Annotated in this window: 14 protein-coding genes; 8 read left to right on the top strand and 6 right to left on the bottom strand. The window is 41.8% G+C overall.

What is annotated here, in order from left to right; genetic code table 11:
• Positions 1–414: 414 nt before the first annotated feature.
• Positions 415–1494, top strand: a complete 1080-nt coding sequence (gene rodA, locus SHAL_RS14785) for a rod shape-determining protein RodA (protein WP_041416028.1) — start codon at positions 415–417, stop codon at positions 1492–1494.
• A 523-nt stretch (positions 1495–2017) separates the two neighbouring features.
• Entirely contained in the window at positions 2018–3226 is a 1209-nt protein-coding gene (locus SHAL_RS14780; protein ID WP_012277933.1) for a NupC/NupG family nucleoside CNT transporter, read from the top strand.
• A 261-nt stretch (positions 3227–3487) separates the two neighbouring features.
• On the opposite strand, the gene SHAL_RS14775 is transcribed toward SHAL_RS14780, so the two are convergent.
• The 3 genes from SHAL_RS14775 to SHAL_RS14765 all read right to left on the bottom strand — a co-directional run bounded on the left by SHAL_RS14775 (position 3488) and on the right by SHAL_RS14765 (position 5927).
• Entirely contained in the window at positions 3488–3928 is a 441-nt protein-coding gene (locus tag SHAL_RS14775; RefSeq protein ID WP_012277932.1) for a DUF2059 domain-containing protein, read from the bottom strand.
• A 249-nt stretch (positions 3929–4177) separates the two neighbouring features.
• A complete protein-coding gene (locus SHAL_RS14770) occupies positions 4178–4480 on the bottom strand; it encodes a Rho-binding antiterminator (protein ID WP_012277931.1) in 303 nt (100 codons plus the stop codon).
• Positions 4481–4796: 316 nt separating this feature from the next.
• Entirely contained in the window at positions 4797–5927 is a 1131-nt protein-coding gene (locus SHAL_RS14765; protein WP_223296198.1) for a hypothetical protein, read from the bottom strand.
• 638 nt (positions 5928–6565) lie between these two features.
• Between SHAL_RS14765 and SHAL_RS14760 the strand changes: the two genes are divergently transcribed.
• The 6 genes from SHAL_RS14760 to SHAL_RS14735 all read left to right on the top strand — a co-directional run bounded on the left by SHAL_RS14760 (position 6566) and on the right by SHAL_RS14735 (position 13261).
• A complete protein-coding gene (locus tag SHAL_RS14760; RefSeq protein ID WP_012277929.1) occupies positions 6566–7300 on the top strand; it encodes a helix-turn-helix transcriptional regulator in 735 nt (244 codons plus the stop codon).
• 3 nt (positions 7301–7303) lie between these two features.
• Positions 7304–7975, top strand: coding sequence for a response regulator transcription factor (locus SHAL_RS14755; protein WP_012277928.1), 672 nt, complete (start codon positions 7304–7306; stop codon positions 7973–7975).
• Positions 7966–9183, top strand: coding sequence for a sensor histidine kinase (locus tag SHAL_RS14750; protein WP_012277927.1), 1218 nt, complete (start codon positions 7966–7968; stop codon positions 9181–9183). The genes SHAL_RS14755 and SHAL_RS14750 overlap by 10 nt, the downstream gene beginning before the upstream one ends.
• Positions 9184–9614: 431 nt before the next feature.
• Positions 9615–10361 carry an outer membrane protein OmpK gene (locus SHAL_RS14745; protein ID WP_012277926.1) on the top strand — a complete coding sequence of 249 codons (747 nt, stop codon included), beginning with the start codon at positions 9615–9617 and terminating at the stop codon, positions 10359–10361.
• A gap of 25 nt (positions 10362–10386) precedes the next feature.
• Positions 10387–12144 (top strand): flavocytochrome c, encoded by a 1758-nt coding sequence (locus tag SHAL_RS14740; protein ID WP_190273643.1) that lies wholly within the window; start codon positions 10387–10389, stop codon positions 12142–12144.
• 193 nt (positions 12145–12337) lie between these two features.
• Positions 12338–13261 (top strand): FAD:protein FMN transferase, encoded by a 924-nt coding sequence (locus tag SHAL_RS14735; RefSeq protein WP_223296197.1) that lies wholly within the window; start codon positions 12338–12340, stop codon positions 13259–13261.
• A gap of 199 nt (positions 13262–13460) precedes the next feature.
• Here SHAL_RS14735 and SHAL_RS14730 read toward each other — a convergent pair whose 3' ends face one another.
• From SHAL_RS14730 to SHAL_RS14720, 3 genes are all read right to left on the bottom strand, one after another.
• Positions 13461–14819: a leucyl aminopeptidase family protein gene (locus SHAL_RS14730; RefSeq protein WP_012277923.1), complete on the bottom strand. Its 1359-nt coding sequence runs from the start codon at positions 14817–14819 to the stop codon at positions 13461–13463.
• Between the two features lie 156 nt (positions 14820–14975).
• The gene (locus SHAL_RS14725; RefSeq protein ID WP_012277922.1) at positions 14976–15395 is read right to left on the bottom strand and encodes a hypothetical protein; all 420 of its coding nucleotides are present in this window, start codon (positions 15393–15395) and stop codon (positions 14976–14978) included.
• 103 nt (positions 15396–15498) lie between these two features.
• On the bottom strand, positions 15499–16263 hold the full coding sequence (locus tag SHAL_RS14720) for a ribonuclease H family protein (RefSeq protein ID WP_012277921.1): 765 nt from the start codon (positions 16261–16263) through the stop codon (positions 15499–15501).
• Positions 16264–16273: the final 10 nt, after the last annotated feature.

Raw genomic sequence — 16273 nt, 5'->3', positions numbered from 1 at the left:
GATATAGCTTCGCTCTTCAAAATTGCCAATATTCAAAAGTAACTGATATTCAAACAAATTACCGGATGCTTTAGCGTTCGGTAATGGCGATTGCATGCTCTAAAAATAGCTAACCATCAATAGCGCTATCTCTATGGGGCAGTACTTTTATTGAGTGCTCTTGTTAAGTGCTTTTGTTAATTTATTATGGGTGGCTAAGCTTTTTTTGTCTGATTAAAGCTGAATTCGGCACTGGATAGACAATCTAGTCAACAAAGTAGTTACAAACGATAAACTATAACGTATTGAAAAATATAAAGTTAAACAAGTTTATTTTAAAAACTAAAAAACTGTTTATACTCTCCCGCATTATGATCACCAGTTTGCTTGTCTCTCTGTTTGATATCTCATGTTTTATGTTGAATGAAGATAGATATGTTTAAATACACTCCTCGAATTGACTTCCCGTTATTACTTGCTATTTCGTTGTTGATTCTGCTTGGCTCACTCACGGTATGGAGCGCCAGTGGTTTCAGTGAGTCTATGCTAGAGCGGCACCTTATTAGAGCTTTTATTGCGATCGGCTGTATTGTTGTTATGTCAGTCATCCCACCAAGGCGGTATCAGCGAGCAACCCCTTATCTATATGCTGTGGCGGTAATTCTGCTGCTCGGAGTCATTTTTGCTGGTGATAGTACTAACGGTTCTCAACGTTGGTTGGTTATTGGGCCGATTCGATTCCAGCCCTCTGAGTTAGTCAAAGTCGCTATCCCCTTGATGGTTGCATGGATTTTAGTTGCCGAAGGTGGACGCCCTGATATTAAAAAAATCTTCATCTGTCTACTCGTCACTTCGGTTCCAGCGGGGTTGATATTTATTCAGCCCGATCTAGATGGGGCGATATTCACCGTTATCTACGCGCTATTTGTTTTGTATTTTGCTGGAATGAGCTGGAAAATTATTGGTTCATTTCTCGCTGGAGTCACAATTACTATCCCTATGTTGTGGTTTTTTGTAATGGAAGCCTATCAAAAAAAGCGTGTGACTCAATTTCTGGATCCTGAATCCGATCCCCTTGGTGCGGGTTACCAAATTATTCAATCATTGATTGCAATTGGTTCTGGGGGAATGCACGGAAAAGGTTGGACAAATGCGACGCAGGGTCAGCTTGGATTCATTCCGGAAAGTCATACTGACTTTATTTTCTCAACCTATGCAGAGCAGTGGGGCTTTATCGGATGCTTACTCTTGGTAGGACTCTATTTGTTTATTACAGGACGAGTCATTTGGTTAGCTTATCAATGTAATTCGTCATTCAACCGTTTAGTCAGCGCCACTTTTGCGCTCAGTTTCTTCTTATATGCCTTTATTAATATGGGGATGGTGAGTGGTTTACTGCCAGTAATGGGGAGCCCATTACCCTTCTTTAGTTATGGCGGTACAGCCATGATCACCCAAGGAATTTGTTTCGGCATTATTATGTCCCTTTGCCTACAAAAATCTTATAAACCATAACAGTTGAGCATGGAAGCAGCATAGAGCTAGAAGTGACACTTCTAGCTCGCATTTATCCAAAATAGCACTTCATCGATCCAAGCTTCCAAATTAGCGATGTTACTAACTTACGTGATCGCAATCACGTTATCCCTGCAAGTAGATCGCTTTAACAACACAAACTGTAATTAAATTAGATTAACGGCTTTTAATCTTGGCGATGGTTCGTATAATTCTGTTCCGGCTAGAACCTCTCGTTCATTGCCACCTTAATCGCCGCTACATGGAAAGTGATTAACCCACGGAGTTGGACCGGCAAAACTTTTGTAAGTTTTTAGGTGCTTCATTCTTGTATCAATGGCCGGACACTCAAATCGCTCGACGCTAAAAGGCGGGTTTACCCCTAGCCTGTTAGTCGACGTCAAATGTCGCTTTCATTAAAGCATTCCCCATATTCTATACAATTGCGACCGCCTGCAACTTAACTCTTTATATTTAAACGTTTTATATTTAAACGTTTTATATTAAAAAAATGAGATAAATTATGCAGTTGTTGATCAGTTTAGTCGGAATCTCTTTTCTCGTTTTCTGTGGTTGGATTTTCTCTGAAAACCGCCATGCCATTAACTGGCGTACAGTTTTCGGTGCATTTTCCTTGCAAGCCGCTTTGGCCGCCTTAGTGCTGTATGTGCCTATGGGACAAAATATTCTCGGCTCGGTGAGTCAGGGGGTTGCGTCGGTGTTAAGTTTTGCCGATGAGGGGATTAACTTTCTGTTTGGTGACCTTGCAACTAACAGCTTTGTGTTCGCTATCCGCGTGCTTCCTCTGGTTATCTTTATCAGCGCGCTGATCTCCATGCTGTATTACTTAGGCATTATGCAGTGGGTGATCAAGATCATTGGTGGTGGTTTGCAGAAACTACTTGGGATCAGCCGTGCAGAATCACTGGTCACCACGGGTAACATCTTTTTAAGCCAAGGTGAATCGCCGTTATTGGTGAGGCCATTCTTATCTAAAATGACTCGCTCTGAGCTATTTGTGGTGATGACAGGTGGCATGGCATCAGTCGCAGGCAGTGTATTAGGTGGCTATGCGGGGCTTGGCGTGGAGCTTAAATACCTGATTGCAGCGAGCTTTATGGCGGCGCCGGGTAGCTTGATGATGGCAAAATTGTTGGTTCCTGAAACCAGTGTGCTGCAATCTCAACAAAGTGTCGATATGAGTAAGAGTGAACACAGTAATGTGATTGATGCTGCCGCCTCTGGTGCGATGAACGGTATGCGTGTCGCGGTGGCTATCGGTACTATGTTGCTGGCCTTTATCAGTGTAATTGCCATGTTTAACGCAGGCCTTGAGCAAGTGGGGGCTTGGTTTAACTTTGATGGTGTGACCATGCAAAGTCTACTTGGTTATATCTTCGCGCCAGTGGCATTTCTGATTGGCGTACCAGTCAATGAGATGATGCAGGCGGGTAGCTTTATTGGCCAAAAACTTATTCTGAATGAATTTGTTGCCTTTATGGATTTCACCACAGTAAAAGAGCAACTATCGATGCATTCTCAAGTCATCATTACCTTTGCCTTGTGTGGTTTTGCTAATATAGGCTCGATTGCGATTCAACTTGGCAGTATAGGCGTGATGGCGCCTGAGCGTCGTAGCGAGGTCGCTAATTTGGGCTTGAAAGCGGTATTGGCTGCAACTTTGGCAAACTTGATGAGTGCGGCGTTAGCGGGTATTTTTATTAGCTTGTAATCCATCAAGTTTGAATAAAAAGAGTAGTTTAGCTGTAATGCCGTTCACTTAAGGAAGTTACTCAGAGAAAATTCGATGACTTCGAAAGATAAGAATGGACCACAAAGGACACGGAGAGCATGAAGAAAAGCCCCCGAGCTTTTTTCTTCGTGTCCTCTGTGTAGCAAACGAAGTAAGCGCTTCGTGGTTGATAGTTTTTCAAGCAAAGAACCCAGTTTGTGCTGGGCTCTTAGTTTTTTGTTTATCAGAGTTTTTCTAAGCTTACTGAGACTGCTGGTTTTGTATCCTGTATTTCGCCATCACATCTTGAGCCACTGCCTGTCCCCATTGCTGGCCTGCCATCATCGACTCTTGCATTATGTGAGGTTGCACTTTAATCAGCTTCATACCTGCAGGTGTGTCATAGAAATCGTTAAGTGCTTGGACTTCCTCTTCAGTAAGGTACTTCTGATAGATAGGCACTGTCATTTCAATCAAATCTTCTGGATTAAACTCAGCCATGTAGTCGCTCCAGAATTCTTCTGGCGCGTCTGGAATAAGGCCTTTAAGGGCTGGCAGCATCTGGTTCATCGCCTGTATGCCTAGCTCTCCTGCGCCCGTTTTATTCATCAGCTGTTTAACACTCTTTGCTGAAGCGGGCTCAGCAAAGACATTACTAGAAAAGGTGATAAACGCCAGAAGAGGAAGTATTGCGAGTTTCATATTGAGCATCCTGCTATTAATGGGGACTAATCCTTAGCCATTAAAGTTAGCCATTAGAGTCGGCCGCTTTAGCTTAAAGAGAGTTAGAAGCTAACTATAAAAGCTGGTTAAGATTAGCCAAGTTATCAGATTGATTACAGTTTTGTGTATGAGGACAGCATAGAGCAGAGCGTGTCTTAGTCAAAGAGAATTATTTATCCCTATGACCTTGGTTCGGTAATTGGATTTTAATGGGTAGATAGGTAAACATTATTTAAATTCGACAGACTGGAAGTGTGGATTATCGATACAGACGTGAATGCTTGCGATGTCATCAAGGATAATCAGCTGAGTTACGGCTAGGTCGTTATTGACGCCATCATCTTCACTATCATCAGCGTCAGTATTTGGGCTGTCTTGGTAGGTTAGTTTGATGCACTCCCGCTTTTTAGAGTCACGTGCTGTATCTAGGGCGATACCGCTAATGGTTTCACCGCTTTTAAGCTTGAGTGCTATCGGGTAGCGATACAAACAGACGATTTCGATATAATCGTATTGATTGCAACTGATCATCTTTTCCCCTCTTTAAGTAAAGCTCACTAAACCTAAATAGCTTAAATCTAGATTAGCACAGATAATAAATGACAGAGGAGAGCGCTGATGTTTGTTTTATGGCATCAGTTGTAAGCGACAGCAGTTTAATCAATGAGTGAATTTTACAAAGTCAGAAACAGAGCCAAAGCGGCGCTTTAAGTTTGTGGTAAGTCTATTTGAATAGGAGGGTTGCTATATAGATAGCAGGAAGCTCACGCAAGGCTGAGGTGGGTATAAAACTCATGCTCGCCTTGCGTGATGGTTACTCACAAAGTAAGTAGCCTAGCAGTCTGTACTAGAAGTAGTAGTTAAGACTGATGTTGAATAGAGAGTGGAAATCATCATCTTGGTTTTCGATACCAACACCTTGCTGACCGCCAATCCATACTGCATTCTTACCGTAGATGTGGTCTACGAAGATAAAGAAATCAGATACCGCAATGCTCATACCTGTTGTGTTGATAACAGAGTCATTCAAGTTAGCATTAACATCGGTGTTTGGTGTCAAGTGGCTGTAGTCGTTATACAGAGTAACGGTACCCCAGTCATAACCGATAGATTTTGCGATGTTCGCAGCAAAGATTTGGCCTTTAGCAGCAACTTCATAAGCGCCACCGCCCATCTTCATTGCGTATAGGCCATCTTTATTTGCCTGGTACTGGTCGTAGTCATAATCAACCATCTGTAGCTGTAGCTGGTAACCGCTGTACTGAGCATCTAAGTGCACAGCATAAGCAGTAGATGTACCGTTATCGTCGTGAACTGTGTCGTATAGCTGACCGTATTCTAGTGACGCACCCAGTTGCACAGTTAACTTGTCAAAATCTAAAACGTAAGATTGACGAATGTTGAATGTGTTGGTTTCTTCGTTATTGTAAGTATTGTCGCCTACAGAACCTGTGAAACCATCGGCGCCGTAACCACGGGTATCAGATGACGAGTATTCGCTGTTCTTAAAGAAAGCAACTTCAGAGGTCCAGTTACCAGAGCTATAGATAGCCTTAGCACCTAGATCATAGTCATCTTCAAAGCCCATGTAGTAGTTGATACTTTCCCACCAGTTGTGAGAGATGAAGCTCTTGTTACCGAATGGCTTGCTGATAACACCACCCTGGAACTGCCAATCTTCAACACCATTGTACGCAGCATAAGCGTACTTAATGAAATGGTTGCTTGAAGAGTTCTTGAAAACGTATTTCGCACTTGCTGTCCAGTTTTCGCTAATCTGACTATCGATATCAAGTTCTAATGCGTCAAATGCGAATGTACCGCCATTTGATTTAGAGGCTTCGTTAGCATCATCAATGAAGTACTTAACCTTAACCGCGCCACCTAAATCAACAGAAGGTTTGAATTCATCAGCCATGACAACTGTAGGAGCGCCTAGTAACGCACCAATTAAAATAGATAACTTTAGCTTTTTCACTTTATTATTCTCATATTCTAATCCGACATTGGATTACGGAGATGGATAATATCTACAATTGAATATTAGATTGTGACGGAATACGCAATCACAGCACCTATAGAGTTTAATTGAGTAATAATGTGAACTAGATAAGATTTTTGAGGGGAACTTTTTAGCTTTGTTGGTGGCACCTTGATTCACTTTGGCTAGGTATAAGGGGATAGCACAAAGTTAAGTGTTAATTTTTAGCTTTGCCTTCTGGTTAAAGAACGAGCTGTGAAACAGCCGTAAGAATAATATCAGTGTAAGCCTTAACGTCCTTAAGCTGATGCATTTATGTGCATCATTACTTTTAAAGCATAGTTTTTCATCTGTTGCTTCATATTTTCTTGGTAACTCTTACTCAGTATAAAACAGTCCTCGTCAAATTTTCGTCAAAAATCGTAATTTAAAATCTAAAATTTATATTTTTGTTGCACGGTTAGAAACTCCTTATTAAGTCTATATATATGTTAGTTTGATTTGATTAGAGTTTCTGTTACAAGTTCAACTCACTTGGTTTTCTATATCATTTAAGTTGTTATCGTCTGTGACTGTAGAGGTCTTAATGATAAGTGTTCTAATGTGACCTTAATTGAGTATGAGATTGTGCTGAAATGAAGAACTTATCAAGCTATGAATCGGTGCTAAATTGTCCAGATAATCCTCTTGATGATATGAGGCAAACTTTTGTGAACTACGGTTTTTCAGGGTTCTGGTTCCAAGGCATTGCAAATAACGCTTACCTTGATTACCAGAACGGCAGCCCAAATAGCTTACTTACACGAAGAATGCTATTAAGTTGCGATGGTGTTATAGCTTCATCTTTAACGGTGAAAAAGCTTCATGAACAATATGTGACTCGGATCGCGCCAACGGATCTCAATTTTGCTGAAGCCCTAAAGCTTGATTCTCCTTACTGCTATATATTGAATGAGCCCTGTAAAGTAAAAAAATTGTTCAGTAGGCATGGAGTTAATACTGTTATTAGCTGGCCGTTAAAACACTTTGCCTCCAATGTGTGGAGTGGAAGGTTTACCTTACTTTCTAAGCAATCAAATGAAGCGATAGATTTAACAGGTTTAGAGATATCACTAAAACAAGCCCAAATGATTTTGCTAGAACATTTTTATAGTGAAATAACGCCTTTTCGGCAACATAAGTTATTTAACAAAACAGCGATGAGAATATTAGAAATGGCTGCGTTAGGCTTGCAGAATGATGAGATTGCTCATGAACTAGACATTACTATTCGTGGAGTGGAGTATCACTTTGAGTCGATGAGAAGTAAATTATCGGCAACTAATCGGGCAAATTTAGTTCATATTGCACATCAGTTGGAGATTATATAAAGCATGTTGGTATTACTAGTTGAAGATAACTTGTTATTGGCAAAGAATATAATTCAATATCTAGAATTAATAGACATTGAGTGTGACTATGCAGGGTCGTTAGCACAAGCAGAAGTTCAAGTGTATAGTCGTTCTTTTGACGCAATTATATTGGATTTAAACTTACCTGATGGTGATGGTTTAGAAGCGTGTAAAAAGTGGAAAGAACAGCGTGTCGTCTCACCTGTGATTATGTTAACTGCACGAAGTGGATTACAAGATAAACTGTCAGGTTTTGAAGTCGGTGCAGACGACTATCTTATAAAACCATTTGCCATGCCTGAGTTGGTGGCAAGATTAAGGGTCGTCGCAGAGAGAAGACCCGCGCCTAAAGTATTAAGGTTGGGAGAACTTGAGTTTGATTTCGCGGGACATACAGTACACAGATTAGGTAAAGAGTTGCCTTTATCACGTACGGGGTGGCAAATTTTGGCTTTATTGGCTCGTCGTAGCCCTGAAACGGTAGAGCGAGAAGAGATAGAGCGCACGCTATGGCCTGATAGCTTACCCGATAGTGACAGCCTAAGAAGTCATGTACATTTACTCAGAAAAATAGTTGATAAGCCTTTTGAACATCAATACCTGCATACTGTACGCGGCGTAGGGTTGTGCTTAAAGGTTGAAGCATGTCAATAAACAATAATATGAGCTTAAAGCGTGTATACCAGTGTTATGGTGTCATATTCTTAGCTGTAACTTTGCTTATTAATATCTTTATCCCACTTTGTTTGATGTGTACTGGAATGTTTAGTATGCATGGTATCACGATGAAGAGTGCTGCCCAAGCAGCAGAGCAATATATCGCAGAAACGGGGAATATATATCAAACTGATAATATTAAAATCTATACTGACTGGCATAGCGCACCTGAACAAGTTAAATCAATCACTGATGGGATTATTCCTACCGAGATAAATGAAGTTCAGTATCAGCATTGTCATGGTGAGTTTATTGATGCACTGATGGTATACCAACAGAAGTCAGGGGAGAATTTGTATGTATGGCTTAACTATAATGCGACCCATGACTTAGAGTTTGCTCCAAAGAATATGGCGGCAATAGTTTTGTTGATCACCATGACTTTTGGTGTTGTAGCCAGTTTAGCTTTGCATTTACAAAGAAGAGTTATCTCCCCTGTACACCAAATTAGTCGGGCGATAAAGCAGCATGACTGGCAAAAAATGCAACGCCTTCACTTTCCTCAGCAATGCTATGCTGAATTACAGTCGATTGTTGATGCATTGGATATTTCAATCAAACAATTGAAAGATGCACAGCAAAGAGAGTTATCTTTTTTACGTTTTGCTAGTCATGAGCTACGTACCCCTATCGCAATATGCCAATCTTCTTTCGATATTTTGACTCTTCAACATGGACAACTCGAAGGACCAATATTACATGCTAGTCAGGCCACTAGGCAGATGAAATCGATCACCGAGACTCTGCTATGGTTAATGAGCTCTGAATGCACATCTATGCAATACAGTGAAATAAAATTAGCCGATTTATTACAGCAGGTTATAAGTGATCAACAAGCTGCTAAAGGTGACTATTTACCGATAGAATTGCTATGTGATGAAACTGTAATCAGCGTTCAAAGAGATCCATTGACTATTATATTGAATAACCTTGTTCGTAATAGCTTAGAGCACGGGACAGAGGGGGTGATAATTAGACAGTCAAATAGCAAAATAGAGATCATTAACTCTATGTCTCCACATAATAGCAGTGGATTTGGCCTAGGTTTAATGTTGGTAGAACGTTTAGCTAAGCAATTAAACTGGAATTACTATTCGACTAGAGATAATAATCAGTTCTGTGCAAGAATTAATATTCTAAATTAAGATGGTGTTAACTCTTAAAAAGGCTAAGTAATACTTTGTTACTTAGCCTTTTTTATTGTGGTGAACTTTAAAATATGTGCCACCATTTATTGTTACGTTCATTGTTTACGATGTTTTCTTATGCATTGCCTCTTTTTTTTATGATTTTCTCTTTCTATTGTTTACCTTGGAGTTTGAACTAAGTGAGCGTGTACGTAATCTGTTGTTATTAATTTGACATAATTTTGACGTAGTGCCGTGTTTATATATTTTTGTTTGACGCAACTTTCACGTTGAACATTAGTTGTTTTTATCACTTATTACCGTTTATTTTGTTTTTACTTCCTAAAACCACAGTAAATATCAAAAAAAACATAGATGGGGATTAAGCTCACAAAGTATATTTATTGATTGTTTAATCTGTTGCTTAATCTATTTTAAGGAACAGTAGTATGAAAAAGCAACTTATTACAGCACTCTCAATCTTTTTCGTAGCCCCAGCGATGTCTGCAACTTCAGTTGATATTGGCTATAAAGCCTATACCTCAGAAACGAAGGATGACAATGGCGGAGCCTATGATCAACCGTTCGTAAGATTAACCCATTTTAATAAGGCTGATTGGGGCACTTTGTTGACTTATATTAAGCTGGAAAACCCTGGGGAAGTGAAAGACGCGCAGAATGATACCGATGGTAAGTTGACTGTCAAATCGCTAGTTATTGTTGATAAGAAAATAGGTGACTCAAACTATAACTATTGGGCCCAGAATTTCCTTTCATCTAATCGCACTGTAATGGAAGACAATTTATACCTAGGTGTAACGACTAACCGTAAATACGGTGATTTGTTTATTAATACTGGTATAGGCCTGAACTATTCTGCAGCAAGCTTCTCTCCAACAGGGGCTCACTTTGATGGTATCAGTGGATATGCTGCGGTAATTAATGCCAGCTACCCATTCTCAGTACTCGGACTTAAAAACTCACTGTCAGTTAACTATGAAGGACAGTTTGATCGAGATGAGGAGCATATGAGCACATTAGGTTATGACAGCTACGGCCATCAAATCATCACAACCCTTAAAACAAGTATTACAAACTCGTTCTATACCAAATTGCATTTAACTCATTTCGATAGCTGGGGCGCAGCCCCGAATGACGGCATTGAATATGGCGTTGCTGTTGGTTTTAGCTTTTAGTATTTGATTGATATAATAGGAATAAATCGTGATTAAGAAAACAATAATTGCAAGTGCTATCTTGGCACTAACCGTGGGATGTTCTGTACAAGACTCAGGCAAAGTTGTAACCAGTGAAGGTACGGCTTTTGGAAAACATGGCGAAATTAAGGTTCAAACTGCCACTAAAGGTGGGCAGTTGGTTAGTATTAATGTGCTTGAACAAAAAGAAAATAAGGTATTAGCAGCGTCAGTTTATACTGAAATGAAAGATGCTATGATCAATCAAAATACCACCGAAGTTGACGGTATTAGTGGTGCTACAGTCACAAGTAATGCATTTAAAGAAGCGGTTGAAAGCTCACTTGCAGCAGCTGGGGTGAGTTTGGTCGCGGGCTTAGCTAAGGCAAATGACACTAGCAAAGCGATTATAGAGACTGAGCAGAATTTTGATGTTGTGGTTATTGGTTCAGGCGGCGCAGGACTCAGTGCAGCGATTACTGCAAAAAATGCAGGTGCGGATGTTGTTATTATTGAGAAAATGCCAACTGTGGGCGGTAACAGTTTAATTACTGGTGGGCAAATGAACGTTCCTGGTAACTGGGTTCAAAAGTCTATGGGTATTGAAGATAGCATTGATGTTTTTGTTCAAGATACCCTAAAGGGCGGTGATTATCTTGGCGACCCAGAAATGGTTCGACTAATGGCCGAAGAAGCGCTACCTGCTGCTGAGTGGTTACGCGATTATATTAAAGTTGATTTTTATCCGGACCAATTATTCCAATTTGGTGGGCATAGTGTGAAGCGTGCTTTGATCCCAAGAAATCACACGGGAGCAGAGTGGATCAGTAAGTTTATGGCAAAAACTGATGAGCTTGAGATCCCAATTCATACTCGTACAACTGCTACTGCTTTGATTCAGGATCAGAACGGTCGTGTGATTGGTGTTGAAGCCGAGAAAAATGGTCAGAAAATTACTTATATGGCAGATCGTGGCGTGATTATGGCAACCGGTGGTTTCGGTGCTAACGTGGCAATGCGTACTAAGTATGTACCAGAGCTAGATAATCGTTACGGCACAACTAACGCTCGAGGAATTATGGGTGACGGTATTGTGATGGCTCAAAAACTGAATGCCAAGACTCACAATATGGAATCAATCCAAACTTATCCTATTTGTCATACCGACACGGGGGTGATCTCTTTAATCGCTGACTCTCGCTTCTTTGGCGCTATCGTTGTTAATAAAGAAGGTCACCGTTTCGTTGAAGAGCTAGAGCGACGCGATGTAATTAGTCGTGCAATTTTGGCTCAAACTAATCAACAAGCTTACGTGTTATGGGGAAGTGAAATCGAGCAGATTGCTGAAACAGCTAAAGTTCATAAAGATGAATTCAATGAACTAAACCGTAAAGGCATGATGTACAAAGCGGACTCAATTGAAGAGTTGGCCAGCAAGTTTGGCGTTGATAAAAAAGCACTGATGAAGCAAGTTGAGCGCGTTAATCAATTTGCTAAAAATGGTAAGGATAGCGAATTCAATCATCGTGGTGGTTTGAAGCCAATAATGAAAGCACCTTTCTATATGCTAGTTGCTAAGCCATCTGTTCACCACACTATGGGGGGATTGATGACAGATACTAAAACTCGTGTACTTGATAGCAAAGGTAAAGTTATCGATGGTTTATATGCGGCAGGTGAGGTCACTGGTATGACGCATGGATCTAATCGTCTAGGTGGTAACGCGATTACCGATATTACCGTTTTCGGCCGTATTGCAGGTAAAGAAGCTGCAGCGCACTAATTTGTGATAGCGCTTAACGTAAATGCCGCTCACGACAGTGAGCGGCATTTTTTTGCTTATTAAATAGATGATAGCTGTTGGATTTTCCTCTAGGTGCTGTATGAGAAAACTAAAGATAGTTTGTTTAATGTTATTGTTACTCGCTCACAAAGTCTCAGCTGAATCGAGCCATATCCAGATACATGGAAATACGATGGGGACGACATATAGTCTAACGCTTGATACGGCTGATATATCGTTATCTGAATTAGAGTTACAGATTGCAGTGGAACAAGAGCTCAATAAGGTCAATAACGGCTTGTCTATTTTTAGAGCAGAGTCAGAGATCTCTAAACTTAATCTTAACCATGGGCGGCAAGCTATCGAGATATCTCAACAGCTATGGGACGTTCTCGCTATTTCAAAACAAGTGTCGCAGCAAACTGAGGGTGCGTTAGATATCACCTTGGAGCCAGTCATCGAGTTTTGGGGCTTTGGTGTTAAGGCGAGAGATCTCAAAGGGAAAAACCGTGGTCAATTAGAATATGCACGTTCAAAAACAGGCATGGATGGATATGTTTTAGATAATGGGATGATTGTTAAAGTTATTCCAGATCTAGCGATTAACCCCTCTGCTGTAGCAAAAGGTTACGGAGTCGATAGAGTCGCCAACGTATTGGATGACTTAGGAATTGCCAACTATTTAGTAGAGATTGGTGGTGAGCTGCGCGCCAAAGGCGTTGCTGCAGACGGTCATTTTTGGAATATCGCCATATTGCGTCCTGAAAAGTTTAGTATGCAGATCCAAGAGGTTGTTAGCCTTAATAATATGGCTATAGCCACATCTGGAAGCTACGTTAATTACCTCGAAAGCGGTGAAAGCCAGCTGAGCCATATCATTAATCCCAATACCGGTATGCCCGTTAATAATAGTGTCGTTTCTGCCACAGTACTGCATAAGCAATGCGCTGTTGCCGATGCTTTTGCTACCGCTCTAATGGTGTTAGATGTGGAACGTTCGTTGCAAATTGCCGATAGTTTAGGACTTGCAGTGATGTTAATTGAGCAAACTGATAAGGGATCTGTGACTCATTTTAGCAGAGGCATTTTCCGATACTTACCCAATAAGGAGCCTTGATACATGATGGATTTTGATCAGGTATTGCGTAAAGTCGCTGGCTTCAGCGCCCTTGTTCTGGTTTTTTGTGGTTTAACGTTAGGCTTGTTAATTACGTCCGGTTATCATCATTAATCACAATTTTAGAGTATGAGTAATTAAATTAAAGAAGGCCCATTTATGAGCCTTCTTTGATTGCTAATCCGCAATATCAATATCGCTATTTAAAGCGATTTTGCAAATAATCAAATACCGCGCGAATGCCAAAGGCTTCACCGCCTACCGGGCGCCCGGGTAATTTGCGCACATTGTAGGCCATTACGTCAAAATGGCTCCAACTAATACCTTTATCTACAAACTCTTCTAAGTAAAGTGCTGCTGTTATTGCGCCGCCAAATGGCGTTTTAGCGCAGTTGGCGAGATCGGCAATATCGCTACCCGTTAAATCGAGGTAAGGTCTGTGCAGCGGCATACGCCATACAGGGTCATCAACTTTTAGTCCCGATGCGGTAAATCCTGCGGCAACCTCTTCGTCGTTACTGAAAAAACCTGGAAGCTCTGTGCCTAGTGCGATGCGCATTGCGCCCGTGAGTGTGGCAAAGTCGATTACCAGCTCAGGTTTGTCACTGTTGGCCTCTGTTAGGGCATCACACAAGACTAAACGGCCCTCAGCATCGGTATTATCAATTTCAACGGTAATGCCTTTACGTGTCGTGATCACGTCCCCAGGTCTAAAGGCATTAGCTGATACCGCGTTTTCAACCGCAGGCACTAAGACTCGCAATCTAACAGGTAAGTTATGGGCCATGATCAACTGAGCAAGACCGATGACATGAGCTGCGCCGCCCATATCTTTTTTCATCAGGCGCATGCCAGAGGTAGGTTTAATATCCAGCCCGCCAGAATCGAAACAGACGCCTTTACCGACTAAGGTGAGTTTTGGGGCCGATTCATCCCCCCAAGTCAGATCGATCAAGCGTGGCAGGTTTTCACTGGCACGGCCAACCATATGTATGGTGGGGTAGTTATGTTCGAGCAGCTCATTGCCAACAATTTGCGTCACGGTCGCACCAAATTCCTGCGACATGGCGATCATGATGTCACCTAAGTGTTGTGGCATCATGTCGGCAGCAGGAGTGTTAACCAGATCGCGCACCAGTGATACCGAACGGATGAATTTATTGGCCTCATCCGCCTGAGCCTGAGTGGGCACTACGAGCACGGGTAACTCTTTATCGCCCTTTTTATAACGGTCGAACTGATAAGCCCCTAATCCCCAGCTAAATGCCGCGGTTCTGATTAGCTGTTCTGAGCCCTTAAGTTCATATTGACCGCTGGGCAGTTGATTAACTAAATCACCACAAAGCCAGTAGGAGTCGTCGCTATCGCTGACAAAAATAACCTGTTCTAGGTTGCCTTCTGGGCCAGGAATCAAGCTTGCGCCTTTGCCGTTAAATTGAGTGGTGTTGAGCCAGTTTTGAATGCGTTGCTCTTGCTGCTCACGCCAAACGTTAAAAGATTGGCTATTGAAAATAGATAAAGGGATGCCAGAAGCACCAGAGATAATTAGGTTGCTCATGTAAGGACTCTTTTTGTTATTAATGAGGAGAATAGCTTAGGGGATAGAGTATCAGGCTATACCTTTAGGAGAAAGGCAACGGCGAAAATTTAGCAATTCAATACTGGACTCGAGTTTTACTCTACCGGAGGCTCGCTTTTAGATAAACGTTGAGATTTAATTTATTTGCTCTGAGCTGGCTTGTAATCGTGCCTCACTGGCGACGCGTCTGATATTGGCTCTACGCTCCGACATATTATTAAACGAGCTTGGAAGCACGTCGACGCCGACAATCTTGCCAAGCTTTACTACCAGTGGAATTGTGATCGGTGCGAAGGGTAAAACGGCAAACATACCGAGACCGAGGCCTTTTAGCAGATCGGCGAACTGCTTGTTCGCTTCAATCAGTTCCTCTTTTGACGCTTGTCTACAGGTATAGCGCTTGTAGGTGACTAGCATATCTTTAGTCTCTTGCTTTTCTTGAGACAGCGCATCCTTTAACACTAACATATCGCGCTTTAGGCGCAGCCAAAAACGCCGTCTTCCGATACGGATGACGCGAATAGGAGCTCTATGTATATGGACATAAATTTTCATGGCGGCGATTGTCGCACAGCAAACACGTTAAACCCAACTCGGAAAGAGAATAATAGGTAATAAAGTGTTAACTGCGCGGTTTTCGAACAAAGTCGTTGAGGGATTAACCGGCACGTAGGCTAAGGATATCATTAAGAACAATAGGATCTGGGTAACGACAAAATTCACTGTCTTTTTGGTCGATGGCATAAATTGACATGCGATCGGCCAGTTCGTTGCCCTCAATACCGACGTGTGCCGCTACGTGTTGAATATTGAGCTTTTCTTTTAACCCATCATACAGTTCATGGGACTGCTGAATAATATCTAAGTTCTTAATGTCACCTGCGGTTTTACGCTTCCAGCCTTTGGTTTTCCAGCCGTAGGCCCAATTAGTGATGCAGTTTATCGAGTATTGGGAGTCACTTAAGATCTGAACAGTTAGCCCTTGTTTGAGTGCCTTATCGGCAATTAGCAGCGCCTGATGTAGGGCATTTAGCTCGGCAGAGTTATTGGTGCCGTTGGCATTATAGAGTCCGTACCATAGTTGGGTTAACTCTGCCTTGTGGTATACGGCAATGCCTGAGCCTGCTTTACCTGGGTTGGGTTCACAGCCGCCGTCGGTAAAAATAGACAGATCGCAGCGGCTTAGATCGATATCGAGACTGGCTTTAGCTGCGGTTTTGGCTTTTGCTGCACCCGCTGCAGGCTTCTTAGTGCCACTGTTATAACTCGGCGCTTTTGCAAAGGCGGCTTTTGCTTCTGCTTCACTCGGGAAAGATTTATATTTGGCTTGTGGAAATTTATCGACCAGCTTTTTAGTGTAATCCCAGCTAGTGAAAATGCCGGTTTCACGCCCAGCCCATACCACGTAATACTTTTTAGCCATTCGCTTTTTA

Origin of the sequence: Shewanella halifaxensis HAW-EB4, assembly GCF_000019185.1 — a bacterium.
GTDB lineage: Bacteria > Pseudomonadota > Gammaproteobacteria > Enterobacterales > Shewanellaceae > Shewanella > Shewanella halifaxensis.
The sequence above is the reverse complement of the archived record's forward strand: the minus strand, read 5'-3'. Positions and strand labels throughout refer to the sequence as shown.

Excerpts from the sequence above, each read along its gene's own strand:
- rodA (WP_041416028.1), top strand. The coding sequence starts at position 415 with ATGTTTAAATACACTCCTCGAATTGACTTCCCGTTATTACTTGCTATT.
- SHAL_RS14780 (WP_012277933.1), top strand. The coding sequence starts at position 2,018 with ATGCAGTTGTTGATCAGTTTAGTCGGAATCTCTTTTCTCGTTTTCTGT.
- SHAL_RS14720 (WP_012277921.1), bottom strand. The coding sequence starts at position 16,263 with ATGGCTAAAAAGTATTACGTGGTATGGGCTGGGCGTGAAACCGGCATT.
- SHAL_RS14725 (WP_012277922.1), bottom strand. The coding sequence starts at position 15,395 with ATGAAAATTTATGTCCATATACATAGAGCTCCTATTCGCGTCATCCGT.
- SHAL_RS14735 (WP_223296197.1), top strand. The coding sequence starts at position 12,338 with ATGGGGACGACATATAGTCTAACGCTTGATACGGCTGATATATCGTTA.
- SHAL_RS14755 (WP_012277928.1), top strand. The coding sequence starts at position 7,304 with ATGTTGGTATTACTAGTTGAAGATAACTTGTTATTGGCAAAGAATATA.
- SHAL_RS14770 (WP_012277931.1), bottom strand. The coding sequence starts at position 4,480 with ATGATCAGTTGCAATCAATACGATTATATCGAAATCGTCTGTTTGTAT.
- SHAL_RS14730 (WP_012277923.1), bottom strand. The coding sequence starts at position 14,819 with ATGAGCAACCTAATTATCTCTGGTGCTTCTGGCATCCCTTTATCTATT.
- SHAL_RS14775 (WP_012277932.1), bottom strand. The coding sequence starts at position 3,928 with ATGAAACTCGCAATACTTCCTCTTCTGGCGTTTATCACCTTTTCTAGT.
- SHAL_RS14760 (WP_012277929.1), top strand. The coding sequence starts at position 6,566 with ATGAAGAACTTATCAAGCTATGAATCGGTGCTAAATTGTCCAGATAAT.
- SHAL_RS14750 (WP_012277927.1), top strand. The coding sequence starts at position 7,966 with ATGTCAATAAACAATAATATGAGCTTAAAGCGTGTATACCAGTGTTAT.
- SHAL_RS14745 (WP_012277926.1), top strand. The coding sequence starts at position 9,615 with ATGAAAAAGCAACTTATTACAGCACTCTCAATCTTTTTCGTAGCCCCA.